This is a genomic window from Paenibacillus sp. DMB20 (genome assembly GCF_000987955.1).
In the GTDB taxonomy this organism is placed as follows: Bacteria; Bacillota; Bacilli; order Paenibacillales; family Paenibacillaceae; genus Paenibacillus_AQ.
Genome location: NZ_LAZU01000041.1, coordinates 159,880 through 181,760 on the forward strand (window position 1 = coordinate 159,880; position 21,881 = coordinate 181,760).

Annotated in this window: 18 protein-coding genes and 2 pseudogenes; 1 reads left to right on the forward strand and 19 read right to left on the reverse strand. The window is 51.7% G+C overall.

Annotation, left to right across the window (positions count from 1 at the left end; genetic code table 11):
- Positions 1 to 233: 233 nt before the first annotated feature.
- A pseudogene (locus XI25_RS24985) lies at positions 234 to 1,232 on the forward strand (transposase); the annotation flags it as partial.
- 170 nt (positions 1,233 to 1,402) lie between these two features.
- Here XI25_RS24985 and rplD read toward each other — a convergent pair.
- The 19 genes and pseudogenes from rplD to XI25_RS25055 all read right to left on the reverse strand — a co-directional run bounded on the left by rplD (position 1,403) and on the right by XI25_RS25055 (position 21,734).
- Positions 1,403 to 2,002, reverse strand: coding sequence for a 50S ribosomal protein L4 (gene rplD, locus XI25_RS24990; protein ID WP_046680771.1), 600 nt, complete (start codon positions 2,000 to 2,002; stop codon positions 1,403 to 1,405).
- A gap of 446 nt (positions 2,003 to 2,448) precedes the next feature.
- A complete protein-coding gene (locus XI25_RS24995) occupies positions 2,449 to 2,712 on the reverse strand; it encodes a CD3324 family protein (protein ID WP_046680730.1) in 264 nt (87 codons plus the stop codon).
- Positions 2,713 to 2,877: 165 nt separating this feature from the next.
- Positions 2,878 to 3,910: pseudogene (locus XI25_RS25000) on the reverse strand (Cfr family 23S rRNA (adenine(2503)-C(8))-methyltransferase).
- A 414-nt stretch (positions 3,911 to 4,324) separates the two neighbouring features.
- The gene (locus XI25_RS32540) at positions 4,325 to 4,498 is read right to left on the reverse strand and encodes a helix-turn-helix domain-containing protein (protein ID WP_235440331.1); all 174 of its coding nucleotides are present in this window, start codon (positions 4,496 to 4,498) and stop codon (positions 4,325 to 4,327) included.
- A gap of 194 nt (positions 4,499 to 4,692) precedes the next feature.
- Positions 4,693 to 5,577 carry an extracellular solute-binding protein gene (locus XI25_RS35940; protein ID WP_268794568.1) on the reverse strand — a complete coding sequence of 295 codons (885 nt, stop codon included), beginning with the start codon at positions 5,575 to 5,577 and terminating at the stop codon, positions 4,693 to 4,695.
- Entirely contained in the window at positions 5,544 to 6,143 is a 600-nt protein-coding gene (locus XI25_RS35945; protein WP_268794569.1) for a winged helix-turn-helix domain-containing protein, read from the reverse strand. The genes XI25_RS35940 and XI25_RS35945 overlap by 34 nt, the downstream gene beginning before the upstream one ends.
- A 92-nt stretch (positions 6,144 to 6,235) precedes the next feature.
- Positions 6,236 to 7,264 carry an alpha/beta hydrolase family protein gene (locus XI25_RS25010; RefSeq protein WP_046680731.1) on the reverse strand — a complete coding sequence of 343 codons (1,029 nt, stop codon included), beginning with the start codon at positions 7,262 to 7,264 and terminating at the stop codon, positions 6,236 to 6,238.
- Positions 7,251 to 8,024, reverse strand: a complete 774-nt coding sequence (locus tag XI25_RS35355; RefSeq protein WP_235440334.1) for a hypothetical protein — start codon at positions 8,022 to 8,024, stop codon at positions 7,251 to 7,253. Before XI25_RS35355 ends, XI25_RS25010 begins: the two co-directional genes overlap by 14 nt.
- Positions 7,957 to 8,655, reverse strand: a complete 699-nt coding sequence (locus XI25_RS35360) for a hypothetical protein (RefSeq protein WP_235440337.1) — start codon at positions 8,653 to 8,655, stop codon at positions 7,957 to 7,959. Before XI25_RS35360 ends, XI25_RS35355 begins: the two co-directional genes overlap by 68 nt.
- A 151-nt stretch (positions 8,656 to 8,806) precedes the next feature.
- Positions 8,807 to 9,157 carry a hypothetical protein gene (locus XI25_RS35365; RefSeq protein ID WP_235440338.1) on the reverse strand — a complete coding sequence of 117 codons (351 nt, stop codon included), beginning with the start codon at positions 9,155 to 9,157 and terminating at the stop codon, positions 8,807 to 8,809.
- A complete protein-coding gene (locus XI25_RS25020) occupies positions 9,138 to 10,376 on the reverse strand; it encodes a DegT/DnrJ/EryC1/StrS family aminotransferase (protein ID WP_046680732.1) in 1,239 nt (412 codons plus the stop codon). The genes XI25_RS35365 and XI25_RS25020 overlap by 20 nt, the downstream gene beginning before the upstream one ends.
- Positions 10,377 to 10,398: 22 nt before the next feature.
- Entirely contained in the window at positions 10,399 to 12,102 is a 1,704-nt protein-coding gene (locus XI25_RS25025) for a hypothetical protein (protein ID WP_046680733.1), read from the reverse strand.
- A 125-nt stretch (positions 12,103 to 12,227) separates the two neighbouring features.
- Positions 12,228 to 13,823, reverse strand: a complete 1,596-nt coding sequence (locus XI25_RS25030) for an extracellular solute-binding protein (protein ID WP_046680734.1) — start codon at positions 13,821 to 13,823, stop codon at positions 12,228 to 12,230.
- 88 nt (positions 13,824 to 13,911) lie between these two features.
- A complete protein-coding gene (locus XI25_RS25035; protein WP_046680735.1) occupies positions 13,912 to 14,787 on the reverse strand; it encodes a carbohydrate ABC transporter permease in 876 nt (291 codons plus the stop codon).
- A gap of 33 nt (positions 14,788 to 14,820) precedes the next feature.
- A complete protein-coding gene (locus XI25_RS25040) occupies positions 14,821 to 15,783 on the reverse strand; it encodes an ABC transporter permease (protein ID WP_046680736.1) in 963 nt (320 codons plus the stop codon).
- A complete protein-coding gene (locus XI25_RS35370; protein WP_235440340.1) occupies positions 15,771 to 16,880 on the reverse strand; it encodes a heparinase II/III domain-containing protein in 1,110 nt (369 codons plus the stop codon). Before XI25_RS35370 ends, XI25_RS25040 begins: the two co-directional genes overlap by 13 nt.
- A complete protein-coding gene (locus XI25_RS35375; protein ID WP_235440342.1) occupies positions 16,858 to 18,279 on the reverse strand; it encodes a DUF4962 domain-containing protein in 1,422 nt (473 codons plus the stop codon). Before XI25_RS35375 ends, XI25_RS35370 begins: the two co-directional genes overlap by 23 nt.
- Positions 18,280 to 18,694: 415 nt before the next feature.
- Positions 18,695 to 19,009: an Ig-like domain-containing protein gene (locus tag XI25_RS25050; RefSeq protein WP_052759765.1), complete on the reverse strand. Its 315-nt coding sequence runs from the start codon at positions 19,007 to 19,009 to the stop codon at positions 18,695 to 18,697.
- On the reverse strand, positions 18,981 to 21,734 hold the full coding sequence (locus XI25_RS25055) for a PQQ-binding-like beta-propeller repeat protein (RefSeq protein WP_046680737.1): 2,754 nt from the start codon (positions 21,732 to 21,734) through the stop codon (positions 18,981 to 18,983). Before XI25_RS25055 ends, XI25_RS25050 begins: the two co-directional genes overlap by 29 nt.
- Between the last annotated feature and the right edge of the window lie 147 nt (positions 21,735 to 21,881).

The window sequence follows — 21,881 nt, forward strand, 5'->3', positions numbered from 1 at the left end:
AGCTTGAGAACCACTATCTTTGACATCAAAGGCGGGTAACTCACCTTGCTGCCGCGAAAAAAACACCTCCAAGGTATTCTCCATATCATTCGATATGGTTGATGAATTTTCTTGGAGGTGTTTCATTTTGCCTCACACCATGAAGACAATCCTTGTAGCTATATAATCGTTCTGATTTAGGACACCAGCGCCCTTTACTTTCTACGAAGCAAGAAGAACGAGAGTATACGGGGCAGGATCTTCCTGAACTGGGTGAGGCCTCCTCCCTGACCGGCGAGAAGTTAGAGAGCGCCGTTCAGCAACTGGAAGCTAGACTACAAAAGCAGTCGAAAGACAAACCTTTAAAGAAAGCGGTCCGCATGCTGCGTAAGGACCTGCTTCCGAGGCTCCAGAAATACGAAACTCAGCAAGAGATTCTCGGAAGCCGAAACAGCTACAGCAAAACCGATCCGGACGCTACCTTCATGCGGATGAAAGAAGATCATATGCGTAATGGTCAGCTCAAGCCAGGCTACAACGTGCAAATCGGAACGGAAAACCAGTTCATCCTGGGCTACAGTCTGCATCAACGCCCCACCGACACGCGCTGCTTAAAACCTCATTTGGAGAAGGTCAAGACTGCTCTTGGCAAGCTGCCTAAAACCGTCATCGCAGACGCCGGATATGGCGGAGAGGAAAACTACGCTTACTTGGAAAGTGAGCAGCTGGAAGCCCTGGTAAAATACAGCACGTACCACAAGGAAAACACGAAGAAGTGGCAGCAAGATATTAGCAAGCTGGATAACTGGCAGTACGACAAGGCGGAAGACACCTGGACGTGTGCGGCTGGACGCAAACTGTGGTTTCGTTATGAAAGTAAGGAAGAGACGGAAAGTAGGTACGAGATCCGAAAGCGACACTACCGAAGTGAAAGCTGTGAAGGTTGTCCACTTAAAGAAGCTTGCACCAAAGTTAAAGGGAATCGGGAAATCAGCGTAAGTATGGAATATCTGCGGTACAAGCAGCAAGCCCGCGAAAAACTCAAAAGCGAGGAAGGATACGCGCTGTCGGTTCGAAGGATGATTGAACCAGAAAGTGTATTTGGTCAAATCAAGAACAATCGAGGATTCAGACGTTTTCTGCTTCGAGGCCTGCCGAAAGTAAGCCTTGAGGTCGGGTGGCTTTCGCTCGCCCATAACCTATTGAAGAAGGCGGCAATAGACCAAAACAAAGGCATGGCGGTGTCGGGATGACCTCCCTGACATCACCATGCCTTTATATTTAGCGTAATTTTCACTCAAGTGAGCAGCCTCGTCAAACAAGAAACCTACTTTTGAGACAGCCCCTCCCATTAAACATAAGGTCAGACTAATAAGTTTTTCGTTGCTCAGCGGCTCTAAAAGTTCACTTGTGTTCTTGTCTTTTAGATATATTTTTCTGTAACTATCCTTATAGCATCCTTAGTTATAATGAACGTATCACAATTTAGAATATCATATACATTCAGCGAGTTGGCTTCAGTTGTCTGTACTTCTGGAATGTTATTTGCGCTTTTATACACGATGTGATCCGCCTCAGGTGTTACAATAAGCACTTTCTTATTGGCATGAAGAGCTGTAAGCATGGCAACGATCGATTTTGTCCTGTAACTTTCAAGTTTAATCCGGTCAACTACAATGAGTTCGTTATCTTGTACCTTGGCGGATAAAGCTGATTTGATCGCAAGTCGTTTAACCTTTTTATTGAGGCTATAACCATAGTCACGAGGTTTGGGGCCAAACGCAATACCTCCGTGACGCCAGTGCGGCATACGAATGGAACCCGCTCTCGATCTATCAATTTTATTTTGTTTATAGGGTTTTCTACCTCCACCTCTAACTTCGCCACGAGTTAAAGTCGAGTGTGTCCCACTACGCTTGTTCGCAAGATGGTTAACAACAGCTTCATGCAGAACCGATTCGTTAGGTATAATACCGAAGATGGATTCTTCAAGTTCCATTTCACCCGTAATCGTACCTTCCATATTATAAATAGAAACGTTTAACAATCTTAGCTACCTCCTGATTATCATCGTAAAAAGTGGATTTTATTATGGGAACGTACAGCTCGAAAGTGAGCAGAAATAATGATAATCAGTTGTTTTATTAAATTTAGAATATCAACTTTTTCATTCTACTCACTTTATTAGCTATCGAAGTATTTACGATAACATCCATCACTTCGACCTCCTCCTGGTGCAAATTTAAATGGTTTATACCCCCATGTTTCCCTTACATCTTCACGATAACAGATTGAAAATTCATGATCTATATACAAAACGATGCTGTAGTATTTTATATTTGTTAACTTAAAAACTATTGCTAATTAACATGTAAGTGGCTGCTTTGAGTTCCCGATTTCTTCTCATTATAAAAATCCCTTCAAGTAATAGTGCTCGATTTTAGCACGCTTGAAGGGAATAGTAGCTATCTATTTCTGATATATTATTTTTCTGATAGCATAGGTTGATAAAAAGAATGATTCTGAAAGTTCCTCGACTGAAGCGCCGGATAAATATGCATGCAAAATAGCATCATTTCTTTTGTTAATCTCTTTTCGTGCGCCAGACAGTTCTCCCCAGACTTTATATTCATTTTTTCTAGCTGGTATATAGAGGTATTTGCCTTGGACATATTCCTGCAATTTTTCAACTAGTTCCTCCGGCAAGACGACAGAAGCATTAATATATCTCACTTCGACTCACTCCTTGAAATTATTGTTCAAGCAGCAAAGCCCGTTTCAATTTTATTGGCTACTCCATGCATATACCCAAAACCGGCTTTGCATGGAGTAACACATGTGTTATAGATGTATTTTTATGGAACATTGTATTTCCCTCCGCTAAAAATTTTTAAAACCTTATTTTGATCCATACAGTTGACCGCATGCTGCGTTGATTTCCGATCCAAATTGGGTTCTGACGGTGACATGGATTCCCTTTGACTTCAGGATTTTAAGGAATATATTTATACTGTTCTGATCCGACTCTACAAAACTCTGTGCTGTGGCATCGGTGGAATTGTAAGGGATTAGATTGACGTGATATAAATGTTCCCACGACCCTCTTCCACGCAACAATTCAGCAACGGCTTCAGCGTGTTTAGTTGAATCGTTTATCCCCCTTAGAAGTATATAAGCAATGTAAACCTTTCGCTTCGTTTGTTGAATATGCTCGTCCAACACGTTCAAAACTTCTTCTAATGGAAAATGATTGTTAATGGGCATTAACTCGCTTCTCTGATCATTAAATGGTGAATGAAGGGAGAAAGTTAAATTAATCTGTGGAAACTCCTTCGTCAACTTTTTTTACTCCAGGTAATAAACCTATTGTGGAAACCGTAATTCTTCGATGTCCTAAACCGAAAAGTTTAGGATCCGTCAGCACATGCAATGCATCAAATACATATGGGTTTGCAAGGGCCTCTCCCATCCCCATAAAGGACACACTGTCCAAGGGATAGTTATTCAAAGTAAAGTAAAGAAGTTGATCCGTTATTTCATCTGTTGTGAGATTCCTTTTCAAACCGAGTGTTCCCGTAGCGCAAAATGTACAACCAAATCCGCAACCGCACTGCGAAGAGATGCAATAGGATTCCCATCCCGTTTTATAACTTAACTTTACGGACTCAATGTATTCATCACCAGGGATGGCAAACAGAATTTTGCTAACTTGGTTGGATTTCTGCTCCATTTTTGGCGTGATGCTCAACACATTGTTTCCAAGCTCTTTGATTAATTCATTTCTTAATGGCTTAGGCAAGTTGTTCATTGCTTCGAAATTTCCGATCTTGTTCTTGAAGATTGCCTCTGTTATTTGCGAATATCTATAATTCGGTTGTTTTAGAGCCGATAAGATCTTACGTATTTTTTCGTACTTAGATAAATGTTTCATATCTATCTCCCTTTAAACGGAGAAAACGCAAAAAAAGCACCAGCTTACCGGTGCTTTTTTGCGTACATTAACCTAACTATACCTATACAAAAATAAGAGACTTTCTATAAATAAGTCACGAACTGTATATATGCATAGAAGGATAAAGTTCCGGTATCTGATTTGTTATTTTGTGAACCTTGTCAAACATCTCTTTACATGACAGGTTCACGTTTACATCTACAATTTCAGAAGCAGTCATCACTTTATCCCTCCCATAATTTAATCATAGTTATTATATGAAAAAATTTAACACAATATATATATTACGGTCAAGGAGAGTTAGATAGCAGGCGTATATCCTGCCCGCTTCGGGCTTTTTATTGATCCTTCCTCATCTACTATCGTTCAGTAGCGAACTTACGAGTCATGTTCCTATACTTTGTAGGTGAAATGACTTTTTTTAGCTTGAAATTGCTTAATAAAGTAAGTGTCATACTCGAATCCGGTATCGCGTGCAATTTCATCAAGCTTCATACCTGTATGTGTCAGAAGATCGCACGCAACGTTTAAACGATAGGAACCTAGAAATCGTAGAACCGAAATCATATGTGGAGGAGTTTCGCAATTATTTGCTTAAAATGGTCGATAAATATTCTTAAAGGGTCCTATCAAATCAATATGTCGGCAACTTCTAACGGATAGATGCATCTTTGCTGCCAACACAAAAACACCTTCAAGACCGTCTCCATCTCTTACGACATGGCTTCGTTCTCCTGAAGGTGCTCTTCTTTACCGCTTCTTCACTTCTCCATCCCCGTACCGGCTCCCGCTAGGCCGAGGCGGCTGTTGAACAGCTGCTCGATCCGGTTGCAGGTATCCGCCGGGGTCTCCATGCCGGCCCACAACAGATTCAGTTCATCCAGCAGCGTCAATATTTCAGATTGGTTCATGTTGAGGACATGCAGCGGATAAGCATGCGGCAGCACCTCGAGATAACGGTTATAGTGCTGCGGATGAATGTCCGGATTCAGCAGGCTGTCATCTTCGGCCACAGACCGCAACACCGGAATCGTGCATCCGTACTGTTTCAATAATTTCTGTGCTTCCTCGCCCGTCATAAATTCCACGAGTTTTTCGGCGATATTCCGATGACTGCTCGCAGCGTTGATCGACAAACCCCCGCCTAGCAATATAGTGGCGGGTTTGGTCCCTTTCGGCAAGGTCATCACATCCCAGTCGATGGAATGGTCGCGGAATTCATTCATGAAATAATAAGTGGACATGATCATCGCAACCCGTTCTTTCATAAACAGGCTTTCGGCTAAATGGCTGCTGCCATGGGAAAAGATCGGCGACACATGCTCCTTGTACATCAGCGATACGCAATACTCCAGCGCTTCGATGTTCCGCTCGTCCGCCATCGTGCTCCGGCTGCGGTCTGCAGCCATGATGCTGCCGTCATTTTGAAGCAGGAAGACCGGCCAGCGGTTGGGGGACGAAGAGAAGCAGAAGCCGTAATGATCGGTCATTCCGTCTTCGTTAGGGGCCGATGTGCTGGCTTTGGCCGTTTCCAGCAGCTCCTGCCAGTCGCCGAGACTGACAGGGTGAGACAGGCCGTGCTGACGGAAGATCGAACGGTTATAACAGATGACTACCGGAGAGAACACAAACGGCGCCGCGAGCATGCCGCCTTCATGATTGAACAGCTCGAGACCCGCGGATAGCTGACCCCTTCCTCCATGAGACGGGGAGGAACATACCCTGTCAGCAGATTCGTGCGCCCGCTTTCGGTCCATTCCCGGAAATGCTGATCCGACATAATGAACAGATCAGGCCCTTGACCGTCCTCAATGGACCGGATGATGGTTTCGGTGTAGAAATCCTCGGAATACAGCACCATCTCCACCTGAACGAACGGATGCTTCCGCTCGAACGCCTCGATCATTTTTTCGATAATCGGAATCTCATAGGAGGAAGAGAACCAGGCGAGTCTCAGCACGACAGGCGTTCTGTCCTCATCCGGCACCTTCACCCGGTTGCCCTTGCCCGCGATTTTCTCGATCAATCCTTCGTTCACCAGCTCATCCAGCGCCTTCCGGATCGATACCCGGCTCATTTCATATTTCTGGCTAAGCGTGTTTTCCGGCAAAATAAATTCACCCGGCTGAAGAATACCGGCAACGATTTCATTCCTTAATTCCTGGACAAAACGCTCATAACGCTCATGAAATTCATTTCTTCTACGCAACAATATATACCGCTCCTATACATGTCTATAAAAATCAGTATATCATGAGGGACATCAGGATTCCATTCATCCCGGATAAAGAACGCGTATATATTTTACTCCGCAAGCTGTTTTTCAAGAAAAGCATAGGCTCGCTGCCGGATATCCGGCGGAAAATCGTGTCCTTCATGACCGATCCAGCACTCGAAAGCAGATGAAGCGCCCAGAAAATCATACAAACCATCCAGCTCCCCCAGTCCCGTGACAATCTCCCTCCAGTTCGGAAAAATCGGGTCTTGCGTTCCGCACCACATCAACATCGGCACCGGAGCTGCAAGCGCCGCGATTTCGTGCCACTCAAACGGAAGGAATCCGCTGCTCAGGCTGTCTGTAAGGGATGGGATATGGGAAAACCACTCCCGAAGGCCCCAGCGGTTCGGCTCCGGATCTCCGCGGAACATCGTAAATCCGCAGCTCGAGACAACGGCCTTGATGCGTCTATCCATTCCGGCCAGAAACCAGCCGTTATAGCCGCCAAGCGAGTGGCCGATGACGCCGATCCGGTGTGGGTTTACCTGCGGCAGCGAGGACAGCACGTCGACCCCCGCCATGTGATCGGAGAGCATTTTGCCGACTGCAGTCCACGCAGGGTGCCGTTGATAGAATGGACCCGTTTGAAACGGCGCTTCCCCTGGAAAGATTCGGTCGCCGAACGTGATGGAGTCCGGAGCCAGCACGGCAAATCCGCGCCGTACCAGCTCTAGACCGTACCGCCGGTTCGCCCGTCCGGAAGTCAGACATACATCGTCTTTTCCATTCTCGGTTGTCGGGTGAAGGGCCAGTACAGCGGGAAATCCTCCTACAGCAGGCTTTCCTGAAGGGATCAACAGATAAGCCGGGATCGAATCCCCGTCCGGTGATTCGTACATGATCACCTGTCTTGTGTGATCTTCTTCCTCATGCACGGAAAGCACCCGGAAGCCCCCGCTGTCTGCGACGGCTCTCGGCTTGTAATCTACCGGCTCCGGGGGCTCCCCCAACAGCTGCAGCCAGCGTGCTTTCAGCCTGGACTCCTTCACCGTCCAGTCCTCAAGGGTATGGATTCCCTCAAGCAGCGGCATTATTTCCCCATTAAAGCGAGTCATGAAAGCAATCACCCTCCTCTTCCATCCGATACCGCCACAGCTCAGCACCGGAACCGAAATACACGTCTCCGTTCAGGCAGGCGATTCCGCTGGTCGCTTCGACCGGAAGCACTTCCAGCAGTTTCGGCTGCATACTCACTGTATTTACGGTGAACAAAGCCCTGCTCAACAGACCCAGAAGGAAAGAATGCCCCTTCCGCTCGATCATGAGCAGTCCCTGCCGGACAATACCGCCCCAGGACGAAAGATCACGGCAATGAATGATCTTTTGCAGTCCTGAATCGTAAACAAAGAACACCGATTCCGAGGTCATGCCATAGAGAAGACCGTTTGCGCCGGAAATCAGCTGAGCGATTTCCCTGGCACCCGGAACCGGTACCCAGCGCCGAATCACTTTTCGCTCAGGCCAATTCAACTCATACATCACCGCCTCCTCGGCCGAGCTGATTCCTCCGCCGGGCGTCTCGATGCTGGTGCCGCCGAATACCCTGCCATCCGGCAGCACTGCAAGTGAAATCGTACTCTGCCCGCTGACGATTTCCCGGTTCTCCAGCATCTCCACCTGACCGGCCGGAACATCCACGATGCCGAGCCCGCCGCCGGCCGCACCATAACCGGGAAAGCCGCCGTACAGCACATGGCGGCCATCCGGATGCGCGGCTGCGCATCTCGGCCTGTGGACAGCGGCATTCTCATAGATCCGCAGGGGATTCCGCTGAGGTCCTGGTTCCGTGCACCATTCTTTCGCCGTATCCAGCAAATGGACCATGCCGCCTGCATAAGCAGCACCCACGATGAGGCTGCCTTGAGCCGCATAAGCGGCAATATTGCCGCCTCCTCCCCGCTCCACGATATCCCCGCCCCCAATCGGTCAGACGCCCGGCTGCGGCATCGTACGTGAACAGATGAAGCGGGTGATTGGAAGTGCCGTATAGAATGCCGTCCGGACCTCCGAACAGCGGGGAGAGTGACGTTCCGCCTCCCTTGTAGGCAAGCGGAAGCCGGCTCAGGCTTCCGTCCGCTTCCATGATTTCGATCTGCCTGTCGGACAGCTGCCATTTCAGCAGCACTCGACCGGCGTCAAGGTCCCGGTGCAGCTTGTTGTATCCTGCCCCCTTATACAGGGACGGGTTAACCTCCTCTGCCGCCACTTGCTCTGCCCCCTGCTCGCCCAGCAGGTACCATATGCCATCTCCGTTCTCTCCGGATGGCAGCCAGCCGTAAACGGCGCCGTCGCAGCCTTGGTGAACGGCAGCGCTGCCCGTCGTATCCGGCGGCCCCTCCAGTACGATCTCCAACACTCCGGTTTCCTTATGAAAGCAGGCGATGGCCGGCGACGTCGTGCCCAGCCCGGCATAGACCTTCCCCCCGCTTCCGCAGGCGAGCGTCATGGCATACTTCCTCTCGGAATCCAGCCTGCATAATGTACATGAGGAGTTTGACGAAGCATGGAGCTCAATCAGATAGCTTCCCGGGTAAGTTGTTGCGTAGACCCGACCATCTCCATTCAAGGCAAATGCAAAGCCGGCTCCCTCTTCCCCTTCAGGTACCCGGTGCTGCCCGACAAAAGCCGGAGTGAACGGATCGATAACGTAAAAAATAGCGGCCGGCTCCCGTATAGAACCATCCCCGGGAATCACTGATCGACGCAAACGGATACTGGCCCTCGCCTCCAGGAAAATAAAGCTGGGTGCTGTTTCCTGTTCCCGGATCCGCGATCAGCACATATCCCCGGGCTGCGATTACGATGCGCTCGGTCCCGTCGGCTCTCCGGCACACCGCCGCGGATCTGCTCTCGTCGACATCAACGGGTACGCCGATCCGCTCAAAAGCCCCCATCCCCGTTGCCTTGCTGCCGTTCACTTCTTCCGTATTATTCATCGCTTTTCGCATAATAGGCGCCCACCTTGGCAACCGCCTGAATGATATGCTCAATATCCTCGGGCGAGTAGAATTCGTTCATCGGAATCTGCACCGCCGTGTCTAATATCGCCTCCGCGACAGGACAACGGCCAGGCTCATAAGAGACGCTGCTGCCGTCAAACGGAAAATGGCTCCCCGGATAAGCCTGCCGGTTCTGGAACAGCGGCTGCAAATAGCATACTTGCGGGATATAGCCGGCACGGTTGGGAATCCCCTCAGCCTCCAGCGCCCTGCAAAACTCTTCGCGGCTGCACGTCAGCTTGCCCAGATCAAGGCGCAGCATGTAGAACCAGTATGTACAGTCATGCTCCGGGTCGACCTGCGGCGGAATGACGCCCTGGATTCCCTTCAATCCTTCATTGAGCCGGTCGCCGTATTGCTGACGCCGCCCACAAATCCAGGGCAGCTTCTTGAGCTGGGCGATTCCGACGGCTCCCTGCAGCTCGGTCATCCGGTAATTCGGCGCAATATAGCTTGTTCCCCGGTCAACCGTGGTGCCGAGACGGCGGTAGTTTTTGTCCGCGAAGGCGTGAGCGGTTTCGTAATCCTCGCGCTCTCCCGAATTGATCAGCACCATGCCCCCGTCCCCGGTGGAGATATGCTTGAAATCGTTCGTGCTGAAACAGCCATAATCGCCGATGGTGCCTGCCAGCCTCCCCTTATACCGGGTCATATAGGCCTGTGCGCAATCCTCAATGACCTTGATGCCATGCTTTCTCGCGATCTCCATGATCGGGTCCATATCGCACGGATATCCAGCCAGATGGACGACAAGGATCGCTTTCGTTCTCGGCGTAATGCAGGCTTCGACCGAGGCCGGATCCAGATTGTAAGTGTAAGGCTCCAGATCGGCAAATACGGGGATCGCATTCTGGTACAGAATGCCGATCAGCGTTCCCTGGTCCGTAATCGGGCTTGTAATGACTTCATCCCCTACGGAGACCCCAGCCGCACCCAGCGCCACATGAATCGCCGCGGTGCCGGAGGATGTCGCTACACTGAATTCCCGGCCGTACATCGCATTGAAATCGGCCAAAAACTGTTTAACCTTGGTGCCGAAATGATAAAACAGCGTGTTCTGCTCCAGCGCTTCGAGCAGTTGCGCGGCCTCCTCTTCCCCGAATCTTTTGCCTGTGCCAAAAGGACCGGTCTTGACCGGCGCTCCCCCATGGATCGCTAACGCTTCCACTGTCTATTCCTCCTCATTGCCGTTATTCGGCTGCTGGTTTCATAATACTCGCCGCTTCTGCACACGGCCGCCCAAAGCGAATGTCCGTCTGCGAAGCTGACGGGTCCGCCTCCGCAACCAACGGCTGGCGCACGACCGCTCCCTGCGGAAGATTCTCGGTGATGAGGGTACCGTCTGCGCTTACCCGGAGCACCGCAGCTCGTCTGGCCTGCTCCCAGCGGGTGATCTCCTCGCTCGTCCAGAACGCATAACCGAGCCGCTTCGCGGTTTCGACCGCTAGCGAAAACGCATGCCGGACGTTCCCTAGATGATGAATGTGCTGTTGGTGAAACAGAAAATGGGCGACGCCGCGGACTTCCTTCACCTTTTCGAGAAACGGGGCAATCACCGACGAATCCGATAGCGTGGGATGCTCCAGGTCCTGGGTCAGAAAGCCGATCTGCAGCACCCGGTATAGCCGGTTGCGGTCATCCGAACGAGCGATCGGGTAATACGGATGGCTGGTACCGAACGGAAAGCCGACATTTCCTTTTTTGCTCGGACCTCTAGTTTGATCCGCTTTGATGCCGTTCTGCTCGCACCATTCATAGAGCTCTCCCCAGCCCTCAAAGCGGGTATAGTGGTTCTTGTTCGAAATGATCGGCGCGCCGCTGGTGCTCCGGATTATGTTCAATTGACGGGAAAACTCCTCGGCGCTCCATATCCCCTTCTCCTGCTCCAAAGCATTGTAGTGAAATGCCAGCTCATGGCCGGCAGCCTGAATTTCTTTGTAGAGCGACGGGGAGTAGCCCGGTTCGATCATGCACCAGGTCGAGCGGACGCCGTTTTCCTGAAGCACGCTCAGGGTCGTTTGGGCCGCCTCCTCTATGTTGAAATCGCTGTCGTGCGAGATCATGGCCACCTGATTGACGCCTTCCGGCCAATAGTCCAGAAACGGAAGCGTCATTCCCAGCGCATCTGCTTCCTCCATCAGCTGACGGACAATCACCTCGCGCCACCAGTCTGCATACGGCGTATCAAAGTATGGCATCCCGGTCTCCGTCACCGAGCGGTCCTCATTCCAGTCCATCTCACACCGGTCATCGGCCTTCAAAATGCCTTCGTCTACCGCTCCCGTACCGTCCGGTGCCGGGATGCCGTCCTGGACGACCGGGCCGCCGCCCTGCTGAAGCATAACGATATTCGCGGAGATGTCCACATTCCAGCGAATCAGCCGGCCTGCACCTAGCGGAAACTCCAGAACGGCTGCGGCTGCCTCTGCTCCAGCTTTATGGAGCCGGCACAGAACGCCATCCGCTTGAACCGGAATGTCGGATTTCTCTGACACCATCCACGGATCGCTGCTTACCGCCCTTAAAACCGGTATGCCTTGCGCATAGCTTAATCCTGACAGGTCCCCATACACCGCATCCCTGATGGCAGACCGGGTACAGCCCAGCCGGCCGGCCATGCGGTTCAATCCGCCGTAACTGATGAGCGTCGCTCCGCGGCGGGCCCACTGCTCCAGACGGTTCAGATCCTCTTCCTTCTCTCCCGGATGCAATACGACGATGATATCGGGTTCATATGACTCAAGGGTTTCGGCATCATCAAACCTTGCATAAGGAATGCCCGCATGACCAAGCACCTCTTCCACATAAAGCTGAAACAGGTCCTGGCCGTGCCCCCAGAAGTATTCCGCCGACTGCCTGTTAAACCACAAACCGATTTTCGCTGTCTTTTTCATGATACAGGTCTCCCTCCTCCACAGCTCGCATTCCCATAGGCGCTAGTTATTCCAATGCAGAACAGGGGCAAAAAGATTTGCCCCGCTGTCCTACGGATCATGTTTAAAGCGTCATTTCCAAAGTCTCACTTAAACAGTGCCTTCGGATCCTTCTCTTTGATATTCGCGTTGTATTCCTGGATGACCTGGGCACCGCCTTTGTCCAGATACTCCTGAACCAGTTTATCCCAATCCGAAACCGGACGGGTGCCTGCAATCATTTTTACCTGCTCATCCATGACATACTTTCTCAGCTCTGCGCCTTTCGAGTTGTCGGTCGGCGACTCCAGTCCATTGATCGGGTTGATATAAAGCTTGATATCCTTGTACATCGTCTCGATGGCGGCTACAAGATCCACCAGCTGCTTGGTCTGATACGTAATGGAATATACGTTGTCCGAGTCCTGCGGTACCCAGGAGGAATTATCAACATAATACGTTGATGGGCCAAGGCCGTCTCTGCCGAAGTTCTCGTTGAAGACAGGCAGGCCGTTTTTCATGACGTAACCTGAACCGACTTTGCCTGAATACCAGTCAAAATCGGCATTCTTTTCATTTTTCTGATCCTGCGGGTAGAATTTGCGTCCGAAATCGATCATCTCCAGTACCTTCTTCAGCTTTTCCGGTTCATCTTGAAGTTTGGCACTAAGCACGGTAAGACCGTTATAACCTGCTCCGGCCATAAGTCCCTGGTTTCCGTATTTGTCCATAAACGGATCCAGATGTACAAACTCGGCTTCGGGATGGATCGCCAGCAGACCGTTCATATAATCCTGCGACATTCCGCGAGGCGTTCCGATGAAGATGCCTGCCTTGCCGGAGTAAAACTCTTTGTTCGTGTCTCCCCAGTTCAGTACCGCGTAGTCTTTCGTCATCGCTCCCTGCTTATAAAGCTCGGACAGCATGGTTATGAACTCCCGGCGGCCATCGCCAATGATGCCCGGGATGTAGTTGCCCTGAGCATCCTGATGGTACCAGGCATCCGGATCCCAATACGGTCCCTGGTTAAAGTTTGGGTTAATGTCCTGGCCGATGGCGATCCCGTAGGTGTCCTTTTTGTTGTTGCCGTCCGGATCTCCGTTCGTAAACGCCAACGCTACCTCTTTCAGCTCCTCGTAATTTGTCGGTGGTTTCAAGCCCAGCTTATCGAGCCAGTCCTTGCGGAGCACCGTGACGACCTGATACTTCGGGGCATATTGCGGAATCGCATGGATTTTGCCGTTTACCCGCATGGAGTCCCATATGTAATCGGGCACAACCTTCAAGGTCGGATAATCGCTGATGTACGGCTCGAGATCCAAAAACGCCCCCTGCTTCGCAAACTTATTGTAGCGGTTTTTCAGGTCGGTCGACATTAAGCCGATCATATCCGGAATCTGACCCGATGCAAATACGGCGTTGATCTTTTCATCAAATGCGGTATTCGGTACAAAAACAGGCTTGTAGTCTACATTGAATTTTTCGTTGATCATGTCAATGCCCGGACTCGAGGTCGGCGGCGGATCTCCGTAACGGAAATCGATTGCCGTAATCGTAAACTTTTCGTTAGCCTCCACCGGGTTATTCCCTCCCGAGGCCGGCGCTTTCGGCTGCTCCTCCGCTTTCGGCTGTCCGCCGCATGCAGTCAGGCTGACGGAGAGCAAGGCCGCCATCACTGCGGTTAGTTTGTGTTTCTTTAACATGAGCTTTCCCCCATTCTTATCAATGTTGGAGTGTGACCTCCATTTATGATTCATTCGGACAGCTCCATAATCCAGCCGTTCGAAGTCATCAACCCTTGACGGCGCCCAGCATGACGCCTTTGGCAAAGTGCTTTTGCAGGAACGGATACACGATCAGGATCGGCAGGGTCGCCATCAGAATGGCAGCCATCTGAATCGTTTCGGGAGGCGGCGGATTTTCCAGGAACATGTTATCTCCTCCGAGCGTGCCCGTCGTTTCCCCCACCACCACAATCTGTCTCAGCACGACCTGGATCGTCCATTTGGCCGGATCATTGATGTACAGAATCGGCGCAAAATAGTTGTTCCAGTGCGTGACTGCATAGAACAGGCTGAATGCCGCGAGCGCAGGCTTCGAGAGCGGCAGGATGATGCGCCCGAAAATCTGCAGGTCATTCGCGCCGTCCACGATGCCCGCCTCGATCATATCGCTTGGTATGTTCATGAAAAATTGGCGGATGACAATCAGGTTGAAGGGCGCGATGGCCACCGGCAAAATAAGCGACCAGATGGAATCAAGCAGCCCCGTTTCCTGGACGACCAGATAGGTCGGAATCATGCCGGCCGAGAACAAGAGCGCAAATACGACCATAAACATGACGGTACGCTGGCCGACGATCGGTCTTGACAAGGCGTATGCCATCGTCGCCGTAAAAAACAGATTGACGATGGTACCGAGCACGGTAACCAGCGACGTGTTCAGCAGCGCCTGCCGGAACGTCCTGGAGGCCCAGATATATTCATAGGCGTCGGTCGTCCATTTGGACGGCCAGAGCAGCAGTTTGCTGCCCAGAAAATCCTCGAACGAGGAAAATGAAACCGAGAACAAATATACAAACGGAAACAGCATGACTGCGGATATGACAAGCAGCAGACTGATATTCACGCCGCTGAACAAGCGGTCCGCGATGGATTTTTGCTTCATATGTCGTTCTCCTCCCAGAAAGAATCGAAGCCCCTAATATACGCCCTGCTCGCCGAACCGCTTGGACAGCTTGTTGGCGGCCATAACCAGCACAAGACCGACCAGACCCTTGAATACGCCGACCGCGGTGGAGAAGCTGTAGTCCGACTGCTGGATCCCCTTGTAATACACGAAGGTGTCGAGCGTATTGCCGATGTGCATGTTAAAGGCGTTCAGCTGAAGGAACACCTGCTCGAAGCCGACCTCCAGCACATCGCCCAGACGTATGATCAGCATGATAATGATCGTGCTGCGGATAGCGGGCAGCGTAATATGCCAGATTTGGCGGAAGCGCCCTGCGCCGTCCATGACGGCCGCCTCGTAAAGAGCCGGGTTGACGCCTGCCAGCGCCGCCAGGAAAATAATCGTTCCCCAGCCGGCTTCCTTCCAGATGACCTCCAAAACCAGAAAAGCTCGGAAATAATCGGGCTCGGTGAGAAAAGGGATCGTCTGCTGCAACCCGAACAGTTCGCGCAGCACGTCGTTGATCAATCCCTCGTTGCGGAAGAAGATCGTCACGATGCCGACCACCACGACCCAAGACAGAAAATGCGGCATGTAAACGATGGACTGCAGCCCTCTTTTCAAGAGCGGATTTGCCACCTCGTTCAGCATGATGGCCAGAATGATCGGCGCCGGAAATGCGAACGCGATTTGCAGAAAGGAAATGGTCAGCGTATTCCAGATAACCTGGATAACCTCCGGGCTTTCGAAAATCCGGGCAAAGTTCGCAAAACCGACCCAAGGACTCTCCGCGAACCCCCGGAACGGGCTGTATTCTTTAAAGGCTAGTGATATGCCCAGCATGGGCAGATAGCGGTACACGATAAAGTAAAGCAGACCCGGCAGCAACAGCAGGTATAGATAACGGTCCCTCCACATTCGGGTCCGGATTCGCTTCCAAGCGCTCTTTTTGACGGGAGCGGATGGATTGACCTCCGAAATCACGGTTTCCATGCAGCTTCTCTCCCTTCCGCCTGACCACCTCTGCCGGTATTCATAAGATTCCATTCATAATAGCCGGGTGGTGCGGTTTGATTGACTTCCACGCTAGCAGTTATCTGCTTCAGCTTGAAGGAGACCTCCACAGGGTGGGGGTTATGCACAATGCAGGTTGTGCGGCGGTCATCGCTGTATAAACTCAGAGGCAGCTCCGCCTCAAAAACGATGTCTCCGCCGGACAACCGTTCAGCCTTCCACAAATTAAGCAGGCCGTTAGCCGATAAGCGGGCGGCTTCTCCCAGGAAGGTCATGCCCCGGTAGCGGGCTTCCACGGCGTCAGCGCAAAACAGCCAGATATCCTCGGCCCCGCCGTGCCTTTTCACCGTTAAACCGGAAGTCAGGCTTCCGGCATCCTGCTCCTCCTGACGGATGACCAACCTCTCGCCGTAATGGATCCGCGGATTGATTAGCGTGATGAACCGCCGTCTTTTTCCCCTCGTGCCACCGACAGCTACATAAGAACCATAGATTTCAGCCCCGGGGTATTCACGGAGGGTGAGCACCTTCTCCTGGGGGTAAGGAAACATGAGCTGCAGTGCGGCGCTCTCCCCCTGGAATACAACGGATTCACTTCCCAGGTTCTCGCCCGGAGCCTTGGGCTCTTCTCCATCCAGAACCGCCGAGGTCGTATGAAACAGGAGCTCGGCCTCATCCGATTCCTGATGAAGCTCCACGTCATCCACGATGAAATAATATGACGAATCGATATGTAGGACAGATCGCCGATAGCGTTTCAGCAGCCCGCCATAGCTTTCGGCAGCGTCCCCGACAACCGCCTCAAATGACGGGAGTAACAATTCCTCCCGGAGACCCCCGCCTCCCAGGTGGATCTGCCCCTGACCATTGACGAGCAGCGAATTGTGGCCGACCGTGCCGGTAGTGTAATCTGCCTTTGGACCGGGTACATAATCCTGGTAGCCGGGATTCGTCAACAGCCACTCTCCGCCGACATTGATCACCAGATTGTTCTGGTCCTTGTGATTATGGTCCTTCGCCGAGCTGCTTGAAGTAAAGCACAGCAGATGATCCTCATCGCCCCATCCCGACCGCAAGGCGGCCCAGCCTACGCTCCGGAATACCGCGGAATCGCGCGCACCGTACAGTTCCGTAGGACTTGCAGGTGAAGTCTCTTTCCGTAAATAAAGGAGCGATGCGTGATGCGTTGCAGCATGCTTGTGCAGGTACCACACCGCTGCCGGATGGTCGTAATGGGTAGCTGTCATGGCCATGAGGTAAGCGATATCCAGCTTGTAAAACGAATCCGACAGATTCGGGAACGAGCTTTCTTCTCCCGGTGCCAGCAGCCGAAAAAAAACGTTCAGGAAGCTCTTCCCGCAAATACGGATGCTGAACCAGGCCGTCATCGCCGCTGATTCTCCGATAAAGATCCGCCGCCATCCAGGCATGGCGCGCAGCCACATTGTCGTACAGCAGCCCCTCTGTTTCACCGGACACCCTTTTTCGGTCCAGATAGCTTTGAAGATAAGTAAGTCCGGCTTGCAAATATTTGGCGGCAAACGGGTTCTCATCCATAATGGCCGCCGCGCCGTACACCATCGCCACCTGCTTGGCTGCCACGATGTTGTGCATATCATGGCTTCCAATATCAATGGCCAGCGGATGCAGCCCTTTTTCCAGGATGGCTTGGCGAATGGATCGCCGCTCTTCTTCCGTCAGCAAGCTGTGTATGGCATCATAGGCGCACGAAGCGCCTAGCAGCAGATGGGCGTTGCTCAGATTTCCTTCCGCGCCCCGCTCGTCAAACTCATACCATTTGCCGAAGGCAGTCAGGGACAGCAGATGCTGCTTCACTCGAACCGCATACTTCCTCTCTCCCGTCACCAGGAAGGCCGTGGACATGACGACCAGCCGATCCTCTATCGCTCTGGCATACATCGTCCAGAACGGGAAAAAGGTATGGCCTTGCGGTTCTGGTACCCGCTTCGGCTCCGTCAGAGGCAGCGCAACCTTCCACTGATTCGATATGGACGGATACAGCACCTCGAAGCTTTCTTCCTCCACATAGGCGTCTGCTTTTGATAAATATTCCTCCCATAGCAGGGATGCATCGATGATCCTCGGAGAACTACCGTCACCCGGCTTAATCCGTTCCCGAAAATCCGCGATCTCATCGATCGAAAACAAAATCCTCGGACGGTCCTTCAGCTTCAATTTCGCGGGTTGACCAGCCGGCCTTACAAGAACCTTCCATTTGAACACTGAAAATCTATCGTCCAGAAAGTCTATGGCAATTTCGGTCTCGCCCGGCTTCAGCCCGGTGATCACGCTGCCGTTCACCTCAACGATCTCCGGGTCGCTGCAAGTCATGCTAAAGGTCATATCCGATTGCGGCTCCATTCTTCCGCAGGGGTGCACAAGCATGAAGTTAAGCCGATGTTCCTCCCCGGCCTCCAGCAGCGAGGGCTTAATAAATTCCATCCGCAGCAACAATCGCAAGCTCCTCCTTTAATTTTCTTTTCAGCCGATCAAGAAAACGCTGTCATAAGTTTCTGCAACAAAGCGCCAATCGAAGCCATCCGCCGTTACGTGACTTCTGGTCGCCATGCTTAAATTGAATCATCTTTTTAATATACATGTATATTACTTGTATTTTTAATGATCTGTCAATTCAAATTTTTGTTGTATTCTTCCAACTGCAACATGATCAATCGGAAGGAAATCCCCCTCATACGGACTGCTATAAGGAAACTTGACCGCTCCAAAGCGCCAGGCTGCAACCCTATTTATTTCCGACTTTAAATCCTTGTTGTTAATCTCAATCCTTGATTTGCGGCGTCCGGTAAGGCGAAATCCAAATGTAAAGCGGCACCCAACATTCCATTTGGTGCCGCCTCTTATTGTCTTGCTATTTAACCGTGACTACACATTCCGCCGTCTTGCTGCCATCCAGTGTCGTGACGTTAATAACCGCCGTGCCCGGCTGCAGTCCTTTGACGACTCCGGCAGCGCTGACGGAAGCAACCGCGCTGTTGCTGGAGGTCCAGGATACATTCTTTACCGTTGCAAAAGATGGCTGCACCTCCGCTTTGATTTCGGCCGTTTGATCGACGGACAACTCGAGGGTGCTGACGTTCAGACGCACCTCGGTAACCGCAGCTTTGTTATCCTCGATCACATGGCGCCAGAGCTCGTTACCGGTCACAAAGTACAGGTTGCCCATGTGATCCCGTGATAACCAGGCGGCCTGATTCCTCATAATCGTCATTTTTTTTGTCCTCAGGATGGATGGAGAACAGCTTGCCGCTCATTGTTCCGTAGACGAGGCCGTCTTTCCCGATCAGAAGGCTCGCATCTCTCCATTGTCCGCCCGCTTCCGGAAACTTCTCGTCCTGATACACCACCTCTCCGGAAGAAGGGTCATAAATGAACAGCGTGCCCATGGCAAAACCCCAGATGTTCCCGTCCGGACCTTCAATCAGCGAAGTGATAGCTCCTTTTCCGGGAACAGGAACCAGCTCTTTTTCCTTGACTCCCTTCGCAATGTCCCACACCAATAACTTCGCTTCGCTTTCGGTCGGCGTGCTGCCGAGGCCTCCACGGATCGAGCTGCCTGCATAAATCTTTCCGTTCTTGTAGGCCAAGGACACGATGCTCTGATTCGGCACGATCTGCGTATGAACCGACAAATCATGGGTTACCGGGTCATAGACGCTGAAGGCACCGCCAAGCTTCCCGTAGTCCGGAACCGTGCCAATGAACAGCTTGTTTTCCGCTCCCAGCATGGCAAACGGACGATCCTGCAGATGCTCGGTTTTCAAATCAAACAGCTTGTTCACCGTTCGGTTGGTACCGGAGCTCCTCCAGGGCTTCGTCGTGTCATTTTCAAAAATATTGGCGCCCGGATAGGTGCCGAAGTACATTTTGTCTCCGATGGAAGTCATCCCCTCCGTCTGCCCGATCGAGTTATTGGTGGAGAGCCCGGTGCCCGGATCATAGATGCCCATGCCGCCGGGAAGAAATCCGCCGGCATAGATTTTCCCGTCCGGTCCCTGTCCGGTAATATGCAGATCGATAGGCTGCTTAGGAAGCGGCATGACGCCCTGCTTCAGCGTTCCCAGCTCCAAATTGTATTTGATCACTTTTGCCGAAGCATTACCGGCAACGCCGATCAGCGTCGGACCGGGATAATCGGGGTCATCAATCCAGGCTGATCCCCAACCTATTACGTTGGAGACAAAGTTGATCTTTTCACTGCCTGTGTATATTTCCTTCACTTCGTTGGTCGACAGATCATAGCTTTTTAGAATGCCGCCGTAAGTAAAATACACCTTGCCCTCGTGCGGCTCGGACACACCTCTGGAGTGAATCAGCTCATCATCTTTAATCACTGCGCCGGTTCCTTTGTCCAGCACGATCATTTTGTAGCCGGGATCCATCTTCAAAAACAGCTTGTCGCCTACGATGTTCAGATCATAAGTGCTCGTCAGATTATACTGCGCCGGCATGATGTTGGTCTTCTGATCGGAATTCAAATCATGGCGAATGAGATAGTTTTTCGTTCCGCCGCCTCCGACATACAGGACGTTCTCCTCCTTGTCGTAAGCCACGCTCCGCGGATAAATCTGACCCGGCACAGGGTTGCCGAAATTCGTAAAGCCTTGTACCGGGTCGTATTCGAACACGGAGCCTGACGGGTAAACACCACCGTAGATTTTGCCGTCCAATCCCGGGGTCAGCTCGAAGAATTGAGTGGTTTGACTAGCCGTACCCTCGGCCGGGTCACCGAGATTGACGATCGTATCGGTCGACGGATCATAACGATAGAGTGAAGCGGTGCCGTAGGAACCGAGATAAACCCTGCCGTCCGTTGCTACTGCCATCCCCCAGGCCCCGGTTGCCCCCGGCAGATCGATCGCCTTTAACGTCTCCTCGGTTTGAATATCAACGACGACGAGCTGGGCCGGATCGCCGACCTGAACCATATAAGCGACATCGCGTCCGTTTTCGTTGCCGAACACAGCCCGCATGACATAGTTGTTATACACCTGGATGCCCAGATTTTGATAGGCGGGAACGACTTCCACGGATTCCTCGTCTTCTGCCAGCACGTCGCCGCTTATGCCGTCGATCAGCCGATAGCTGAAGGTGTAGGTGCCGATTTTCGAAAATTTAATGCTCCAGTCCTTTGTGGAATGGTACTCTGCTGGCAGCTCGAAGCCCGGTGTTCCATAATCCCCGCTGTTCAGTATCGAGTGATGTCGTCCCTCTTCGTCCTGAACCGAGAAAATAATATCGCCGTCTCCCTGGGTTTTGGACACCTGTAAATAAGCGAATTTGTTTCCTTCGTTCTCGTGAGCTTTCGTGGAAATCGTGACGGGCAGCGTCAGGTATTCCCCCGCACCGGCCTGATCTAGATCCGTGATCTCGATCTGATACGGCGATTGGCCCGTGGTCACATTCACCTTCTGTACCGCGGCAGCAACCACGCTTCCATCCCGACTGATGACTTTATAGGTCACCGCATATTCGCCCGGCTGATCGAACACGGCCGTCCAATTCGAGGTGTTAGAGTATTGGGGAGGCAGGCGGAAGCCCTCTTTATGCAATTCCGACCGGTCAGTAAAGGATACCTCTCTGGCTCCCAGAACCTCGGGAGAGCTGTAAACCGCGTGGCCCGGCCCGCTCGTATCCACTGCAAAATAAACATTGCCATAGGTTGCAGGGGCCATCTCATAGGTGGCAAGCGTCACTGTATAATCTATCATGTCGCCTGCGGCCGCTGTGTCCGGCAGCGTAAGGTCCAGACGGTACGACGAGTGTGCGGGCTTAGGGGTAGGGCTTCCCTCGGCATCGGCGACCCCCGGCATAAAAAGCTGGGGAAAAATCAATGCAAATGCAAGGGTCCAGGTCCAACCTTTGGAGCGGAATAATAATCGGGGTTTCATTTCATCAATTCTCTCCTTTGGCTCATTAGATTTGTAGACGCTTTCAAAATAAACAGCTTTGTTCTGTTATCTCCTGGTATGTAATTATATTCCCCCTTTCAGAATACATGTATTTAACATGTATTTGATGTTCCTAAGTTACCATGT